This is a genomic window from Duganella sp. sic0402 (assembly GCF_019219065.1).
Classification (GTDB): domain Bacteria; phylum Pseudomonadota; class Gammaproteobacteria; order Burkholderiales; family Burkholderiaceae_D; genus Rugamonas.
Genome location: NZ_JAHUWK010000007.1, coordinates 247,963 through 264,308, shown reverse-complemented (window position 1 = coordinate 264,308; position 16,346 = coordinate 247,963). Strand labels below are relative to the sequence as shown.

Annotated in this window: 14 protein-coding genes; 5 read left to right on the top strand and 9 right to left on the bottom strand. The window is 62.3% G+C overall.

The features are described from left to right. Positions 1 to 31 precede the first annotated feature (31 nt). The 3 genes from KW842_RS18235 to KW842_RS18225 all read left to right on the top strand — a co-directional run bounded on the left by KW842_RS18235 (position 32) and on the right by KW842_RS18225 (position 2,886). The gene (locus KW842_RS18235) at positions 32 to 1,195 is read left to right on the top strand and encodes an MFS transporter (protein ID WP_218305520.1); all 1,164 of its coding nucleotides are present in this window, start codon (positions 32 to 34) and stop codon (positions 1,193 to 1,195) included. 23 nt (positions 1,196 to 1,218) lie between these two features. Beyond that, positions 1,219 to 1,581 carry a VOC family protein gene (locus KW842_RS18230; RefSeq protein WP_218305519.1) on the top strand — a complete coding sequence of 121 codons (363 nt, stop codon included), beginning with the start codon at positions 1,219 to 1,221 and terminating at the stop codon, positions 1,579 to 1,581. Between the two features lie 96 nt (positions 1,582 to 1,677). Continuing rightward, positions 1,678 to 2,886 carry an acyltransferase family protein gene (locus KW842_RS18225; protein ID WP_218305518.1) on the top strand — a complete coding sequence of 403 codons (1,209 nt, stop codon included), beginning with the start codon at positions 1,678 to 1,680 and terminating at the stop codon, positions 2,884 to 2,886. On the opposite strand, the gene KW842_RS18220 is transcribed toward KW842_RS18225, so the two are convergent. Both KW842_RS18220 and KW842_RS18215 read right to left on the bottom strand, forming a co-directional pair. Further along, a complete protein-coding gene (locus KW842_RS18220; protein ID WP_218305517.1) occupies positions 2,822 to 5,191 on the bottom strand; it encodes a penicillin acylase family protein in 2,370 nt (789 codons plus the stop codon). The genes KW842_RS18225 and KW842_RS18220 overlap by 65 nt on opposite strands. Positions 5,192 to 5,235: 44 nt before the next feature. After that, positions 5,236 to 6,174, bottom strand: a complete 939-nt coding sequence (locus KW842_RS18215; protein ID WP_218305516.1) for a bifunctional helix-turn-helix transcriptional regulator/GNAT family N-acetyltransferase — start codon at positions 6,172 to 6,174, stop codon at positions 5,236 to 5,238. 153 nt (positions 6,175 to 6,327) lie between these two features. Here KW842_RS18215 and KW842_RS18210 point away from each other — a divergent pair, with 153 nt between their 5' ends. Together KW842_RS18210 and KW842_RS18205 are read left to right on the top strand one after the other, a co-directional pair. Then, the gene (locus tag KW842_RS18210; RefSeq protein ID WP_218305515.1) at positions 6,328 to 6,831 is read left to right on the top strand and encodes a GAF domain-containing protein; all 504 of its coding nucleotides are present in this window, start codon (positions 6,328 to 6,330) and stop codon (positions 6,829 to 6,831) included. After that, positions 6,824 to 7,240, top strand: coding sequence for a response regulator (locus tag KW842_RS18205; RefSeq protein ID WP_218305514.1), 417 nt, complete (start codon positions 6,824 to 6,826; stop codon positions 7,238 to 7,240). The genes KW842_RS18210 and KW842_RS18205 overlap by 8 nt, the downstream gene beginning before the upstream one ends. Positions 7,241 to 7,288: 48 nt before the next feature. On the opposite strand, the gene KW842_RS18200 is transcribed toward KW842_RS18205, so the two are convergent. The 7 genes from KW842_RS18200 to KW842_RS18170 all read right to left on the bottom strand — a co-directional run bounded on the left by KW842_RS18200 (position 7,289) and on the right by KW842_RS18170 (position 16,345). Then, a complete protein-coding gene (locus tag KW842_RS18200) occupies positions 7,289 to 8,227 on the bottom strand; it encodes a LysR family transcriptional regulator (protein WP_218305513.1) in 939 nt (312 codons plus the stop codon). Positions 8,228 to 8,283: 56 nt separating this feature from the next. After that, positions 8,284 to 9,225, bottom strand: coding sequence for a glycoside hydrolase family 43 protein (locus KW842_RS18195; protein WP_218305590.1), 942 nt, complete (start codon positions 9,223 to 9,225; stop codon positions 8,284 to 8,286). A gap of 37 nt (positions 9,226 to 9,262) precedes the next feature. Further along, entirely contained in the window at positions 9,263 to 10,249 is a 987-nt protein-coding gene (gene yjfF / locus KW842_RS18190; protein WP_218305512.1) for a galactofuranose ABC transporter, permease protein YjfF, read from the bottom strand. After that, positions 10,246 to 11,286: an ABC transporter permease gene (locus tag KW842_RS18185; protein WP_373925206.1), complete on the bottom strand. Its 1,041-nt coding sequence runs from the start codon at positions 11,284 to 11,286 to the stop codon at positions 10,246 to 10,248. Before KW842_RS18185 ends, yjfF begins: the two co-directional genes overlap by 4 nt. Next, positions 11,279 to 12,835 carry a sugar ABC transporter ATP-binding protein gene (locus tag KW842_RS18180; RefSeq protein ID WP_218305510.1) on the bottom strand — a complete coding sequence of 519 codons (1,557 nt, stop codon included), beginning with the start codon at positions 12,833 to 12,835 and terminating at the stop codon, positions 11,279 to 11,281. Before KW842_RS18180 ends, KW842_RS18185 begins: the two co-directional genes overlap by 8 nt. Before the next feature lie 5 nt (positions 12,836 to 12,840). Then, on the bottom strand, positions 12,841 to 13,806 hold the full coding sequence (locus KW842_RS18175; protein WP_218305509.1) for an ABC transporter substrate-binding protein: 966 nt from the start codon (positions 13,804 to 13,806) through the stop codon (positions 12,841 to 12,843). Between the two features lie 112 nt (positions 13,807 to 13,918). Then, the gene (locus tag KW842_RS18170) at positions 13,919 to 16,345 is read right to left on the bottom strand and encodes a glycoside hydrolase family 127 protein (protein WP_218305508.1); all 2,427 of its coding nucleotides are present in this window, start codon (positions 16,343 to 16,345) and stop codon (positions 13,919 to 13,921) included. Between the last annotated feature and the right edge of the window lies 1 nt (position 16,346).

The following is a 16,346-nucleotide window of genomic DNA, read 5'->3' as shown; positions in this document are numbered from 1 at the left end:
CACACTACGCACTTTGCCACTGGAAGATCATATGAACGCTTTACCGATAGGCGCCCTGCTCGCCCTTGCCACCACCGGCTTCCTTGCGCTGCTAACCGAAATTATCCCGGCTGGCACAATCTCCCTGATCAGCGCGGGGATGGGCGTGTCCGAATCGGTCGCCGGCCAATTCATCACGCTGTATGCCGCTGGCGCACTGGTGGCGGCAATTCCGATGACCGCCGCCACCATCACATGGCGCCGCAAGCCGCTGCTGCTTTGCACGCTGGCCATCCTGCTGCTCGCCAATGCACTCACCGCGATCACCGACAATCTATACCTGGTGCTGGCGGTGCGTTTCCTGGCAGGCGTGGCCGGCGCCATGATCTGGGGCATGCTGGCCGGCTATGCGCGCCGCATGGTGCCCGATCATCTCAAGGGCCGCGCGCTGGCCATCGCTGGCGTCGGCACACCATTGGCGCTATCGATCGGCGTTCCGCTGGGCAGCTGGCTGGGCGGCCTTTTCGGTTGGCGCTTCGCCTTCGTCGCGCTGGCGGTGCTGACACTGGTCGCCATCATCTGGATTGCGCTGATGGTGCCGGATTATCCTGGCCAGCAAAGCGGCAGCCGTTCATCCCTCACACGCGTGCTGCGCATCAGCGGCGTGCGCCAGGTGCTGACCGTGCTAGTTGGCTGGGTGCTGGCGCACAGCATCTTGTACACCTTTGTTGTGCCCTTTCTCGCCACGGCTGGCATGGCGGAGCAAAGCGAGACAGTGTTGCTGGCGTTCGGACTGGCATCGCTGGCAGGCATCTGGGTTGCCGGGGCGCTGATCGACGGCCATCTGCGCCGGCTGGTGCTGCTGTCGCTGCTGGGCTTTGCTGTGGCGGCGCTGGTGCTTGGCGTGGCCGCCAATTCCGCACCAGCCGTCTACTGCGCCGTGCTGCTGTGGGGTCTGACTTTCGGCGGCTCGCCAGCCCTGCTGCAAACCGCATCGGCCGATGCTGCGGGCGAACATGCGGACGTGGCGCAGGCGATGCTGGTCACCTGCTGGAATAGCGCCATCGCCATCGGTGGCATCATCGGCGGCGTGCTGCTCGATACGCTGGGCGCGCAATCCTTCCCGTGGGCGCTACTGGTGTTGCTAATCCCCGCCATCTTACTGGCCTGGAGGTCGCAACAGCATGGTTTCCCGCCATCCGGCGTGCTAATCTAGGACTCCACTTTCAGGAGACGAGCATGAAAAGAGTGACTGGCATCGGCGGCATATTCTTCCACGCGCAAGATCCGGTAGCCTTGCGCGCCTGGTATGAGCAACACCTGGGCGTGGACGTGCTGCCGTGGGGCGGCGCCGCGTTCACCGAACCGGGCACCACTATCTGGTCGGTCAGCGACGCCGGCGGCGACCACTTTGCGCCCAGCACCTCGTCCTTCATGATCAACTACCGCGTACACGACCTGGCCGCGCTGCTGCAGGCGCTGCGCGACGAGGGCTGCACGGTGCTGGAGAAAACCGAGGACGGCGAGTACGGAAAATTCGGCTGGGTCATCGATCCCGAGGGGAACAAGGTCGAACTCTGGCAGCCGCCGCCGGGCCAGTAATTTCCGGCTCGCCCCGCGTTGCGCCCATTTCGCCCCACGGCGATGGACGCTCGCGCGGTGCGCACTTAATCTGGCTTCATTCTCAAGGAGCCAGCAATGAATCACCAACGCCTGTATTTTTTCGACTGGATACGCATCTTCGCTTTTTGCCTGTTGATCCTCTATCACACCGGCATGTATTACGTGACCTGGGACTGGCACGTCAAAAGTCCCTACGCCAGCAACGCCATCGAGCCGCTGATGATTTTGTCCTCGCCATGGCGGTTGGCGCTGCTGTTCATGATTTCCGGCGTGGCGACGGCCTTCATGCTGAAGAAATTTCGCATCGGCGCGCTGCTGCGGCAGCGCAGCTGGCGGCTGCTGGTGCCGCTGGTGTTTGGCATGTTTGTCATCGTGCCGCCGCAGGCCTATTTCGAAATCGTCGAGAAGATCGCCTATCAGGGCAGCTATGCCGAATTCATGCAGCGCTACGTGGCCGCCTATCACGGCTTCTGCCGCGGCGATGATTGCCTGCGGCTGCCGACCTGGAATCATCTGTGGTTCGTGGCCTACCTGTGGGCTTACACCATGGTCGGCGGCCTGCTGGTCTGGCTGCTGGGCGCGCGCTTCGACGCCGCCGCCAACGCGCTGGGCCGCTTGCTCAGCGGCTGGCGCGTGATCGTGCTGCCGGTGCTGGTGCTGGCCGCCGTGCGCTATGCACTGGTCGAACGCTTCCCCACCACCCATGCGCTGGTCGATGACTGGTACAGCCATGCGCAGTACTTCTTTCTGTACGCCTTCGGTGCACTGCTGGCGATGCAGAGCACCTTCTGGGAACGCGTGGAAGCGCAGCGCTGGACCAGCCTTGGCCTGTGGCTGTGCAGCTGGGCGTTGGTAGTCAGCTACTGGTCGATTCCTGACGCGCTGGGCGACATGCCCGCCGTCCAGCAATGGAAGCCGGTAATGCGCGCCGTCTACTGCGTCTGCCAATGGACGGCGATATTGACGGTCTGCGGCTTCGGACGGCGCCACCTGAATTTCGACAGCGCCAAGCGCCGCTATTTGACGGAAGCCGTGTTCCCGGTCTACATCCTGCACCAGACGCTGATTGTCACCATGGCCCATTGGCTCAAACCGGTCAAGCTGGCGCCGACTATCGAAGGTGTGTTCCTGGTCGTGCTGACCTTCGGCATCAGCTTCGGCGTATTTGAAGCGGCGCGCCGCATCGCCGTGCTACGCCCACTGTTCGGACTCGGGCCGCTTACTTCACAAACGTCAGCGTATGCTGCGCAGGCCCCGGCAGCAGCGGCGACTCCCGCCCGGTAAGCCAGTCCATGCGGCCATCCAGGAAGTAAGGCGACAGCGGATGGCCGCTCTGCCCACCCGGCATATTGAAGATGCCCTGCTCTTCATGGCCGGGTGATACGGTCAGGCGCTCGGATTGGCCGAACGTCGGACCGGCGACACGCGGCATGTGCTGGTCGCCGGCCAGCATGTCCGGCGCGACCTTCAGGTATTTTCCCAGCAGCGGAACGGCGGAGGCCATCGGATGCGCGCTGGCGGCGGTATTGCGTTGGCCCCAGGTGGCGTTCTTCAACGGCTGGCCGTCCTTGGTCAAGTCCGCAATCACCCGGTCCAGCGCGGCGAGCTGCAAAGCCTGCCAGTCCTTGTATTGCGACGGCAGCCAGCCTTCCGGCTGCTGGTCCAGCACGCGTGCCAGCACCACCGGCCAACGCGCGCTCACCGACGCCATCGACGCCTTCGGATCGACCTTCGCCAGTTCTGCATTGGCGTTTTCATACACAATGTCATACATGGCGTACATGAAGCCACGGGCGATGCGATAAGCAACCGAATCGACACTGGCCCTGCCGCTCCAGCCGTCTTTCAGCAGTGCCAGCGCCTCGGCACGCTGCGCATTGCCGGCGATGGCCTTGGCGTCCAGCGCGGTAACGGCGCGCTCACGCCAGGCGCTCAGGAACAGGGCGCGGTCATCGAGGCCGATGGCGTAGACCTTTTTCACATCGGTCTTTTCGCCCAGCGCCGCCAGGTTGTCGCGCACCTGGTGCGTGCGCGCGCCAAGGTCAAAGCCGCCATCGCCGATCAGCGCAGCGCCGGCGCCGGATAGTTGGCGGCTGTTGGCGGTGGCGATGTGGCCCGTCGCCGGATTCACCACTTTAGGATACTCGGCCGGCGGCAGCCAGCCCTGCCACAGGCCGACCGCATCATAGGGCTTCAGCGGATAGGTCGAGGCGCTGCCAGTGGCGGCGCGGCGCGGCAGCGGACCGGCGATGGTCCAGCCGATATTGCCCTTGTCATCGCCACCGACGAAGTTCTGCGCTGGCATGCCGAAGGTCGGCGCAATCGCCAGCGCCTGTTTCAGTGTATCGGCCGTCTCCAGATGCGCAATATTCAGATTGACCGCGCCCGGCAGGTGCGCGGCCCAATGCACCGCATAGCTGCGGCCTTGCACTTCGCGGATCGGGCCTAGCGAAGTTTCATGCACTGCCAGCCTCACCGGCTGCGCGCCTTTGACCAGAATGGTTTCCTCATGCGTGACCAGCGTCTCCTTGCCGTCAAGCTCAATGAAGTCGAGATAATCGCCATAGCTGTTGGTAAAGCCCCATGCTACATGTCCGTTACTGCCTACCACTACAAACGGTGCGCCTGGCAGCGTGACGCCAACCATGCGGCGCTGGCCGCCCTTCCCGTCAGGGAACTGCAAGACCGCGCGGTACCAGATGGCCGGCAGCTGAATGCCGAGGTGCATATCGTCTGCGATGATCGCGGCGCCGGTGTCGCTGCGGCTGCCCGCCACCGCCCAGTTGTTGCTGCCGACGGTATTCAGGAATTCCGCCTGCGCCACCCTGGCCGGCGCGGGCGCGTCAGCGGCCTTCGGCTTGCCCCACCATGCCGGCGCTGCGGCAGGAATCACCACATCGGCGCTGGCGATGGTCTGCGCATCCAGCGGCGCATCCCAAGGCGTTGACTCCGGCGCCAGGAAGGCACGCTGTTCTTCACTGGCGTTATCGCGGAACCAGCCGCGCGCCAGTTCGCGCGACTCCAAATTTCCTTGCAAATCGAAATACATGGCCCACACCACCAGCAGCGTATCGGCTGGCGTCCATGCGCGCGGCGACTGGCCGATCAACGCATATTCAAAAGGCTTGGCGCGCAGCGCATTCAGGCCGTCGTTGACGCCGGCCACGTAGCGTTCCAGCAGCGCACGGTCGGCTGCCGCCAACGCTTTCACCGCCAGTTCGGCACGGGCGCGGAAGCGATGCATGCGGTGTGACTTGTCGACCTGTAGCGCGCGTTCGCCAAACAATTCGGACAGTTCGCCCGATGGCACGCGGCGCAGCAAATCCATCTGGAAGTAGCGTTCCTGCGCGTGCACGAAGCCGGTGGCGTATGCCACGTCGCCACGACTGCCGCCAGCGATGACCGGCACGCCATGCGCATCGCGCGCAATGCTGGCGGTGGTTTCAAGCCCGGCAGCTTTGCGCTCGCCCTCAAGCTGTGCAAGACTGCCGCGCAAATACAGCCAGGCGGCGGCAATCGCCAGCACCAACAGCACCACTGCGCCAATCAATATCCGCTTCGACCACACCAGCACCCCGCTCTTTTGCATAACATCCCCGCTGTTATTCATATCATGTCGGCCATAGTACCCGATCAGAGATCCAGCTCCCAGGTCTCATTGACCATGCTCTTGTCGAAGGCGTATACCGGCTGTTCCGCTACCAGCCGATAAGCCTTGCTGCGGTAGATGTGGCGCGCGTCCAGTTGCTGGTCGGTGGTCCACAAACGCATTTTGCGGTAGCCGGCGGCGCGCGCGAATTTGTGGCATTCGTCCACCAGCCGTGATCCGAGGCCCAGGCCGCGCGCCTGTTCTTCGACCAGCAGCAGGCGCAGCTTGGCCACACCCTCTTCGCCGCTGCGCGCCAGTGCAATGGAGCCGACCGGCTGGCCATGCATCTCGGCGATCCAGCAATGCTCCAGCGCTGGATCGAAGTCGCGTTCGAAGTCAGCGCAGATCTGGCCGACCAGCGTTTCGAAGCTGCGGTCCCAGCCCTGCTGCGCCGCATACAGGTCGCCGTGGCGGCGCGTGATCCAGTCCATATCGCCTGGACGGTGGGCGCGCAGCACAAACGGCTGGGCGTATTTCAAGCCCGCTTCGGCGTCCAGCAGTTCGCGGATGGTGCGCATCGCGTCCAGCATGCGCAACTGGTCCGCCTCATCAAAGCGAGACAGCATATCGCCCACTTCGTCGCGCGAGCGGCGGTCCAGCGGCTCGTAGACAGCGCGGCCATGCGCGGTCAGATGCAGCAGCTTGGCGCGGCCATCGGTGGCCGATGGCACTTTGCTGACCAGCCCAGCGCTTTCAAACTTGGCGACGATGCGGCTCAGGTAGCCGCGATCCAGGCCGAGGTCGCGGCACAGCGCGGCCGACGGCTGGTCGCCGTGGTGCGCCAGTTCGTACAGCACGCGCATTTCGGTCAGCGTAAATTCGCTGTGCAGCAGGCCTTCGCGCAGCACGCCGATCTGGCGGGTGAAGAATCGGTTGAACGAACGGACCGCCGCAACGCGGTCATCAAACATAGGAACAGCCATGGAGACTCCAACAATCAGCATACGGCGATTTTGCGGCAGATCGCTGACTCAGTCAACAATATGTCGCACCACGGCACGGAAACGCGCCAGCGCTCAAGGTTGATGTTAGAGTAAGCACAACACGACTACGCGGCCGCCGCGCCGCCCCACGCCATGTTAGCTGCGCCGATTCCTCCGTACGACAAAGAACGCCTTGCCGTCCTGCGCGAGATGCTGATCCTGGACACACCGCCCGAAGAACGCTTTGACAAGATCGTGGAATTTGCGGCGCAGGAGTTCGCTGTGCCGATCGCGCTGATCTCGCTGCTCGACGAAAACCGTCAATGGTTCAAGGCGCGGGTGGGCGTAGATGTGTGCGAAACCGCGCGCGATATCTCCTTCTGCGGCCACGTCATCCTGCAACCGGACCTGTTCGTCATCCCCGACGCGCGCGCGGATGAGCGCTTTGCCGACAACCCGCTGGTGACCAATCCGCCGCACGTCATCTTTTATGCCGGTGCGCCGCTACGCATGCCGTCGGGCTTTATCATCGGTACCTTGTGCATCATCGATCACGAGCCGCGCACGCTGGACGCCACCGAGTTGGCGATCCTGACGTCGTTGCGCGACCTGCTGCTGGAAGAATTAGCCAACCGCCCGGAGGCTCCCCATGCATGACGCACCAATGAGGAATCTGAACATGCTGCTGGTGGAAGAGCAGCCACTGCTGCGCAAGACCGTGTCGATGACGGCCCGCTCGCTCGGCCTCGGCACAGTGCACGAGGCGGCCACCGTGCAGGCGGCCGAGCGCATGCTGCGCGAACGCTCCTTCCAGGGCGCGGTGATTTCGATCGACTGCGGCGCGGAAGCCGGCTGCTACTACAATCTGGCCTTGCTCGACAAGGTCCGCAACGGCATGTCCGCCAGCGACGCCGCGATACCAATCGCCGTGATGGTGGACCAGGCCACCACAGACCTGATGCGCGAGCTGCGTGAACGCCACGTCAGCCGTGTCATCCTCAAACCCTTCCGCGCCAAGATCCTGCTGGAGGCGTTCGAGTCGTTCGGCGGCGTGGCACAAAGATAGTCAACGCACAGATCATGGACAAGGCGCCATGGCCGCGCAAGCGGCAGCTCAGTAGATTTCGCGGGCCACTTCGCGCACGGATTTCAGCAGCAGCTCGGCGCCCGGCGACAGGATGTGGCCATTGACAGTGATGATGCCAAAGGCGTCCATGCGGCATGGCAGCTCGATTGGCAGGATGCTCAGCACACCTTGCGATTCGTAATACTTGGCCACCGCAATCGGCATCACGTTGAGCGCATCGGTTTGCTGCAATAGCGGCTTAATCAGCAGCACCGCTGTGGTGTCGACCACGTTGACCGGCACTTCCAGTCCGGCGCGGCGGAACATCAGTTCGCAGCGCGCGCGCAGGATCGAGCCCTGTGGCGGCAAGATCCATGGCTGATTCGAAATATCACGCAGTTGCAGGTTTTTCGACTTCATCAGCGGATGGCCAACGCGCACCACCGCGCACGCCGGCTCGTCGCCCAGTTCCTCGTAGCTCAGCCCCTGCGCGCTTTCACGTTCCGGAATGCGGCCGATCATGAAGTCCAGCCGGCCGCGCTGCAGCTGTTCCAGCAGCACATTCGACAGTTCCATCTCAACGCCGATGCGCAGCTTGGGCGCCAGCTGCTTGGTGCGCGTGATCGCCTGCGGCAGCAGCGCGATCCCCGGCGTCATGATGGTGCCGATGTCCACCTGCCCGGTCAGCCCGGCCTTGATGGCGACGATGTCCTCGTGCGCCAGCGACAGGCTGGTCAAGGCCATGCGGGCGTGGCGTATCATCGTCTCGCCGTAAATGGTCGGCTCCATGCCGCGCGGCAGCCGGTCGAACAGCTGCACGCCCAGCATCTCCTCCAGGTCCTTCAACTGCTTGGACGCGGCTGGCTGCGTCATGTGCAGCTCCTCGGAGGCGCGGTGGATGTTGCGTTGTTCGTCCAGCGCAATCAGCAGCAGCAGCTGGCGCGTTTTCAGGCGCGCGCGCAGGAACCAGTTCGGGTTAGTATCCATACTTTAATGATATCACGATCGATATTGATTATTGGGCAATATCGTGGTTTTCGATATCACTTGCAAGCAGCACTAGGATTGGCCGCCGGGCCTTCCTTGGTCTGCTTGATGAACGGAATGGTGCCGTCGGCGTTGTAGCTGAACTCTTCCACCGCCACCGAACGGCGGTACTCGCCGCCACCCGGCAGTTTGGCGTTGTGGTAGAAGATGTAGTTCTTGCCGTTGAATTCGACGATGGCCTGATGGATGGTTTTCACCTTCTCGTTCTTCGACATGATCACACCCTGGAATTTCCATGGGCCGGTGGCGCTGGGACCGGTGTAGTACGCCGTCTCTTCCGGGAAGTCGCGCGAGTACGACAGGTAGTATGTGCCTTTGTGCTTGTGCAGGTAAGGCGCTTCGGTGAAGCGGTCCATGCCGACGGTATGGATAGGGCCATCGAATTCGATCATATTCGGTTTCAGCTTGGCGTACTTCATGACCGTGTTGCCCCAGTAGAGGTAAGCCTGGCCGTCGTCATCGATGAACACGCCCGGATCGATGTCGTCCCAGGCAATCGGCGCTTCCAGCGTCATGTCGTTGGTGACCAGCGCCGAGCCGCGCGCGTCGACAAACGGGCCTTCCGGCTTGTCCGATACGGCGACGCCGATGGCGCGGCCCGGAATTTTGGCGTGGTCCACAGTGGCGTAGAAGTAGTATTTGCCGTCACGCTTGGTGACGTCGGCCGCCCACGCATCCACTTTGCCGATTGCCCATTTGAAGGCCGATGGCTGGATCGGCGAACCGCGATCGGTCCAGTTCTTCATGTCGCAGCTGGAGTACATGCGCCACTCTTTCATGACGTAGTCCTTGTCTGCCGGCGACGCCTGATCATGGCCAACATACAGATAAACGGTGCCGTTATCCACCAACGCCGCAGGGTCGGCGGTGAACAGTTTAGGGAACAGCGGGTTGGCCGCATGGGCGGCGCAAGCCAGCAGACTCGCCGCAGCGAACATCAGACTTTTTTTCAAGGTACTCTCCAGTGTGTGTCGTTTATTTTTTATTACCGCGCATTGTCATCACGCGTTGTACTACGCAGAAGATGAACAGCAGACCGCCGATGACGATCTTGGTCCACCAGGAACTGAGTGTGCCGTCAAACGCGATCAGCGTCTGAATGGAACCCAGCACCAGCACGCCGGTCAGCGCGCCGGCTACATAGCCGTAGCCGCCGCTGAGCAGCGTGCCGCCGATCACCACGGCGGCGATGGCGTCCAGTTCGGTGCCTTGCGCGTGCAGGCCGTAACCGGACAACATGTAGAACGAGAACAGCACGCCGGCCAGCGCCGCGCAGAAGCCGGAGAAAGCATAGATCAGCACCTTGGTGCGGGCCACGCGCAAGCCCATCATCAGCGCCGATTGCTCGTTGCCACCGATGGCATAGATGGCGCGGCCAAACGGCGTGCAGTGCGCCACGTAGATGGCAACGCCCAGCATGGCGACGGCGATCAGTGCACCCGGCGAAATGAAGCAATCACCAACCGGCAGCTGTGTTTGCGACATAGCGACGAAGAACGGGTCTTCGATGGTGATCGAGTTAATGCTGATCAGGTAGCACAGGCCGCGCGCCAGGAACATGCCTGCCAGCGTGACGATGAACGGTTGCAGCTTGAAGTAGTGAATCAAGGCGCCCATGGCGGCGCCAAACAGCGTGCCAACAGCCAGCGCAATCACAATCACCAGCAGCGGATTCACATGCCATGTTTGCAGCATATAGGCGCAGATCATGGTGGTCAGCGCCAGCACTGAGCCGACCGACAGGTCGATGCCGCCGGACAGGATGACGAAGCTCATGCCGACCGCGATCACCAGCAGGAAGGCGTTATCGATCAGCAGATTGAACATCACCTGCAAGGACAGGAAGCCCGGATAGGCCGCACCGCCCATGCCCAGCAGGACCACCAGCAGGAACACCGTGATCAGCGAGGTAAAGTATGGCGACGAGGTGATCGACGGCGCCGGAAGTTTCAGGGTGCTCATGATGCGTTGCCTCCGCGGGCGGCCGGGAAAGCGCGGCGCCACATGGTTTTAAACTCTGCCGACTGCGATACGCAAATCACGAAGACCACGATCGACTTGACTACCATATTGACCTCCGGCGGCAGGCCGAGCGAGTAGATGGTGTAGGTCAGCGTCTGGATGATCAGCGCGCCGATCACGCTACCGGCCAGGCTGAATTTTCCGCCGGCCAGCGAGGTGCCACCCAGCGTGACGGCCAGGATGGCGTCCAGCTCCAGCAACAGGCCGGCGTTGTTGGCGTCTGCGCTCTTGATGTTGGAGGTGATCATCAGACCGGCAACCCCGGCGCAGGCGCTGCAGAACACATACACGAAGAAGATCAGCACGGCGGTCTTCAGGCCCGCCAGCCGCGCCGCCACCGGGTTGATGCCAACCGACTGGATGAACAGTCCCAGCGCGGTTTTGCGCAGCAGCAGCGCGGTGACAATGAATACGGCGGCCACGATGTACAGCGAGAACGGCAAGCCAAACAGATAGCCGCTGCCGAGGAAGAAGAACGGCTGGTAGTAGACGGTGATGATCTGCCCATCGGTGAACAGCTGCGCCAGGCCGCGCCCCGCCACCATCAGGATCAGTGTGGCGACAATCGGTTGCAGGCCAAGCCCGGCGACCAGCGCGCCGTTCCAGGCGCCGCACAGCAGCGCGGCGCCCATGGCGGCGGCCAAAGCAATCCACATCGGCGTGTTGGCGACATATTCTGGCGTGCCGTTATTCATGACCATGGTGCCGCCGATCAGCATCGCGGCGACCGTGCCGCTGATGGCAACGGTCGCGCCGACCGAGATGTCGATGCCGCGCGTGGCGATCACCAGCGTCATGCCGATGGCCGCCAGGATCAGCGGCGCGGCGCGGTTGGCGATGTCGATCAGGCTGCCGTACAGGTGGCCGTCCTTGATCTCCAGGTGGAAGAAGCCGGGAATCATGACCAAATCAATCAGCAGCAGGATCGCCAGCGCGGCCAGCGGCCGGAACAAAGGGTGGTGCAACAGCTTATGCATTAACATCTCCAGCGGCAATCACATGCAGCACGGTGGTTTCGTCCAGCGTACCGCGTGGATACTCGCCGCCTTGTTTGCGGTCGCGCATGACAACAATCCGATCGCTGACGCGCAGTACCTCCGGCAGTTCGGACGAGATAAACAGAATGGACATACCCTTCTTGCACAGTGCCGACACGTAGCCCATGATCTCCTGCTTGGCGCGCACGTCGATGCCGCGCGTCGGTTCGTCCAGGATCAACAGCTTGGGATCGGTGACCAGCCAGCGCGCCAGCAGCACTTTCTGCTGGTTGCCCCCGGAGAGCGAACCGATAGGCGTTTCGATGCTGGCGGTCTTGATGCCCAGCGCCTTGACGTATTCTTCCGCCAGCTGCTGCTGGCGTTTCAAGGGGATGGCGCGCATGATGCCCAGGCGGGCTTGCAACGCCAGGATCAGGTTTTCACGGACCGACAAGTCGAGGATCGCGCCCTCGTGCTTGCGGTCTTCAGAACAGAAACCAATGCCGGCGGCGATAGCGTCGCGCGGCGAGGTGAAATTGCGTTCCTTGCCTTCGATGCTGATCGTGCCGCCATCGGCCTTGTCCGCGCCAAACAGCAGGCGCGCAGCCTCGGTGCGGCCGGAGCCCAGCAGGCCGGCAAGGCCCAGCAATTCACCTTGGCGGATATCCAGGTCCATCGGCTGCAAGGCCCCCTTGCGGCTCAGGCCAACCGCACGCAGGAAAGACTGAAAGCGCGATGGCTCCGCACCTTTGCCCGCCGCTGTCGCGCTGGCGGGCGCGCTGCCAGCAGCCACCTCGGTGGCGACAGCCGCGCCCACCATCTTGTTGACCAGTTCAACGCGCGACAGGTCCGCAGCCAGGTACTCCCCTTCCCGCTCGCCATTGCGCATGACGGTAATGCGGTCTGAAATCGCATAAGTCTGATCCAGGAAGTGCGTCACAAACAGAATCGCCATGCCTTGCTCGCGCAAGCCACGCAAAACGCTGAACAGCAGATCGACTTCTTTTTCATCCAGCGAGGAAGTCGGCTCATCAAGGATGAGTACCTTGGCCGATACCAGCAGCGATCGGGAAATCGCCACCATCTGCTGAATCGCCAGCGGATAGTGCGCCAGCGGCAGCGTCACATCGATACCAATCTGCATCCGCTCCAGCAGCGCGCTCGCCTGCGCGGTCATGCCGGCCCAGTCGATGCGGCCAAACTTGCGCGGATACCGTCCGATAAAGATGTTCTCCGCCACCGACAGATTCGGGCACAGATTCACTTCCTGGTAGACGGTGCTGATGCCATGGTTCTGCGCATCCAGCGTGGACTGCGGCTGTATCGGCTGGCCCGCCAGCAGGATCTGGCCATGGTCCGGCGTATAGACACCGGTCAGCACCTTGATCAGCGTCGACTTGCCGGCGCCGTTCTGGCCCATCAGCGTATGCACCTCGCCCGGATACAGATTGAGCGACACGCCATTCAAAGCCTGCACACCGGTGAAGGCTTTGCTGATGCCGCGCAGCTCCAGCACCGGATTCGCGGGTGCGGAAGAATTCATCGTCATCGGTATCAGTATTTACGGTTCGGGAATTCCTTGGCCGCGACTTCGGCCGGGAATACGCCTTCCTGCGTTACAACGCGCTTAGGTACGGGCTTTTTGGCCACCACGTCCTTGGCGATCTGCATCAGCTGAGGGCCGAGCAGCGGATTGCACTCGACCGTCACGTTCAGCTTACCGGCGATCATGGCTTCAAATGCGCCTTTCACACCATCGATCGAAATCACCAGGATGTCCTTGCCCGGCTTCAGGCCGGCTTCCTCAATCGCCTGAATCGCGCCGATGGCCATGTCGTCATTGTGCGCGTACAGCACATTGATCTTCTTGCCCTCGGCTTTCAGGAAGGCTTCCATCACTTCCTTGCCCTTGGCGCGGGTAAAGTCGCCGGTCTGCGAGCGGATAACTTTCAGTTTTGCGTTGCCGGCGATGATTTCTTCAAAGCCCTTCTTGCGGTCCAGCGCCGGCGCGGAGCCCACTGTACCTTGCAGCTCAACGATATTCAAAGCGACATCAGGCGTCTTCTTTTGGCGCTCCACCAGCCAGCGGCCGGCGCGGCGTCCCTCTTCCACGAAGTCCGAGCCGAGGAAACTGACGTACAGCGAAGGATCGCTGACGTTCACCGCACGGTCGGTCAGGATCACAGGGATGTTGGCGCGCTTGGCTTCGCGCAGCACGGTATCCCAGCCCGACTCCACCACCGGCGAGAACGCAATCACGTCAACGCGCTGGGCGATGAAGGAACGGATCGCCTTGACCTGGTTTTCCTGTTTTTGCTGGGCGTCGGCGAATTTAAGGGTGATGCCCTCTTTTTTTGCTGCGTCCTTGATCGATACGGTATTGGCGGTGCGCCATTCGCTTTCAGCGCCAACCTGGGAGAAGCCGATCACCAGCGGCTTGGCGGCGAAAGCACTCGGCACGCTCAGGGTGATAACGGCGGCCAGTGCGGCGGACAGTACGGTTCTGCGATTACTTATCATGGCAAGTCTCCTGATGTAAGTTTTCTTATCGTGTTATTTGGATCAATACTATGAGAAACATAAATATCTATCCAATGATATTTTCACACTCTGCAATATCTTTTTTGGTATGTCAGCGTAGCAGACGCAGCCCATACAGCCCTCCAGCTACCGAGCCCTGCCGCGCCACAAACCTGACTACCAGCTTGCCAGCGGCTGCCACGCCGGCCGGTATGACGTAATCTTGGGTGTACAGCTCCAGCGGCGCGCTGGCATCCAGCCGCACTTCGGCCAGCAGCTTGTCATTGATTAGGATATCGAAGCGGCGGCCGGCGTCGAGTTTTGAATATGTCAAGCGCAGCACGCGTGCTTCGCCTTTCTTATCCGTCAGCTCGTAGCTGAACCAGCCGGTGGCATGGCGCCAGTGCTTGCCTTTATTGACCCCGGCGTCCGCGCCCTCCGCCTTGAAAAAGTGGTCGGACTCAGGCTGCTGCTCGCCTGGCGCCACCTGGTCGATGGTCTGGGCGTCCAGCGCCAGGCGTTCCTTCTCGTCCTGTGCCGCCTGCGCGCGGCGCCTGGCCAGGCCGTCCGCCGTGGAATACGGCCAATAGACGACGTAGCGGGCATCATGCACGCGGAAGAACGGCACAAAGGTAGTCGGGCCGGCGATGGTAGCCTGTACCAGTCCGGGCGCGGTGAACGTCAGCGGACGGCCGGGCACCGGGCGGAAGCGGCTGGCGAAAGCGGTGCTGTCGCTGACCAGCACCGGCGCCTGCTCCAGCGGCACGACCGGCCCGCTGGCAATGTGGCCCATGCGGCTGTCGTCGGCCAGATAGCTGAGCCGCTCACCGGGGAAGGGATTGGTTTTCGCCGCCAGCACCACGGGGCCATGCAGCACCGCGTAGTAGGCTGACTTGTCGGGCATCTGCTCCAGCCGCGTTGTCATCGGCAGGTGGATCTCGATTTTGTCGCCATCGCGCCATGCGCGGCGCACATTGACATAGCGGTCGGCGCCGATGGCGGCCGCGACCTGCTTGCCATTGACAGTGATGCGCAAGGCGCCCTGTTCGACCCATTCCGGGTAACGGACTTTCAACGTGAAGGTCTTGCTGCCCTTGACCGTGATGGTGCTGCGGTCCTCATCCGGGAAGCGGTTGGCCTGGCGGATTTGCACGCCTTGCTCGCGCCAGTCCAGCGTCGACGGGATGAACAGGTTGACATACAGCTGGTCGCCGCGATGCGCGTAGATGAATTCACCGTACTTTGCGTGGCTTTCGATGCCGGAGCCGACGCAGCACCACATCGCCTTCTGCGGTTGCGAATAAACGCGGTAATGGTTAGGCCGCATCGGCGTGAAATAGACAAAGCCACCGCTATTGGGGTGCTGCGACGACAGGATATGGTTGTACAGCGCGCGCTCGTAGTAATCCGCGTAGCTGCCCTGGGCATCACCCTGGAACAGCAATTCGGTGAGCTTTAGCATATTGTAGGTGTTGCAGGTTTCCGGGCCTTCCACCTCATCGATCATCGAGGAGAAATCGCGGTCGTCATGGAAGTGCTCCTTGACGCTGTTGCCGCCAATGGCGACCGTACGGTGATCGTGGACGGTCTGCCAGAAGAAGGCTGCTGCCTTTTGCCAGTCCTTGCGGCTGGTGATGTCGCCGATGCGCTTGAAGCCGATGACTTTCGGGATTTGCGTGTTGGCGTGCAGGCCGGTAAGCTGGTCCTTGCCCTGTTCCAGCGGCTTCAGGATCGCCTGGTGCGAGAAGCGGATTGCCAGGTCCATGTATTTCTGCTGGCCCGTCATCTGCGCCACATCGGCCAGCACTTCGTTCATGCCGCCATGTTCCGCCCGCAGCATGGACTGCATTTGTTCTTCACTGAGGTGATCCGCCAGACCGATGGTCCAGTCGCACAGCGCGATCAGCATGGCGCGTGCGTCTTCATTGCCCGTATAGGTATAGGTGTCACGCAGGCCGGCATAGGTTTTGTGGAGGTTGTACCACGGGACCCATTTGCCGTTGACCGAGAAATTGTCGGCCTGGAGTTTTCCGTTGGCGATGTCCCGCCATGCGGAAGCGCCACCGGGAATGCCGCCGAGGTAGCCATTGCCATTGGCTTGCTGGCAGCGCTTCAGTTCCGCCACGGCATAGTTCAGGCGCTTGTGGATTTCGCTGTCGCCAGTCGCGGCGTACATCAGGGCCAGCGCCGACAGGTAGTGGCCGCCCATGTGGCCATCAAGACCAGTGGACTCCCAGTTGCCATACGTGGGCTGCTTGAGCGGCAGACCAGCTTCGCGCAGGAACGGCGCAAGCAGGCGGTCCGCGTCCAGCGACAGAATGTAGCGCATATCGGTCTGCTGCGCTTCCAGGAACGGGCTTGGACCAAGTCGCACGGCGCTCAGCGGAAACAGCACCACTGCGCCGCTCGCGCCTTCTGCCGATACCGGCGCTGCGGCGGAAGGCGCTACGGCGTCCGCGCCAACAGCAAACGCGCGGTGCGACGCTACCGTTGCGGCAGCGCCGGCGGTAAGCTTCAGAGCGCGGCGGCGCGAAGACATG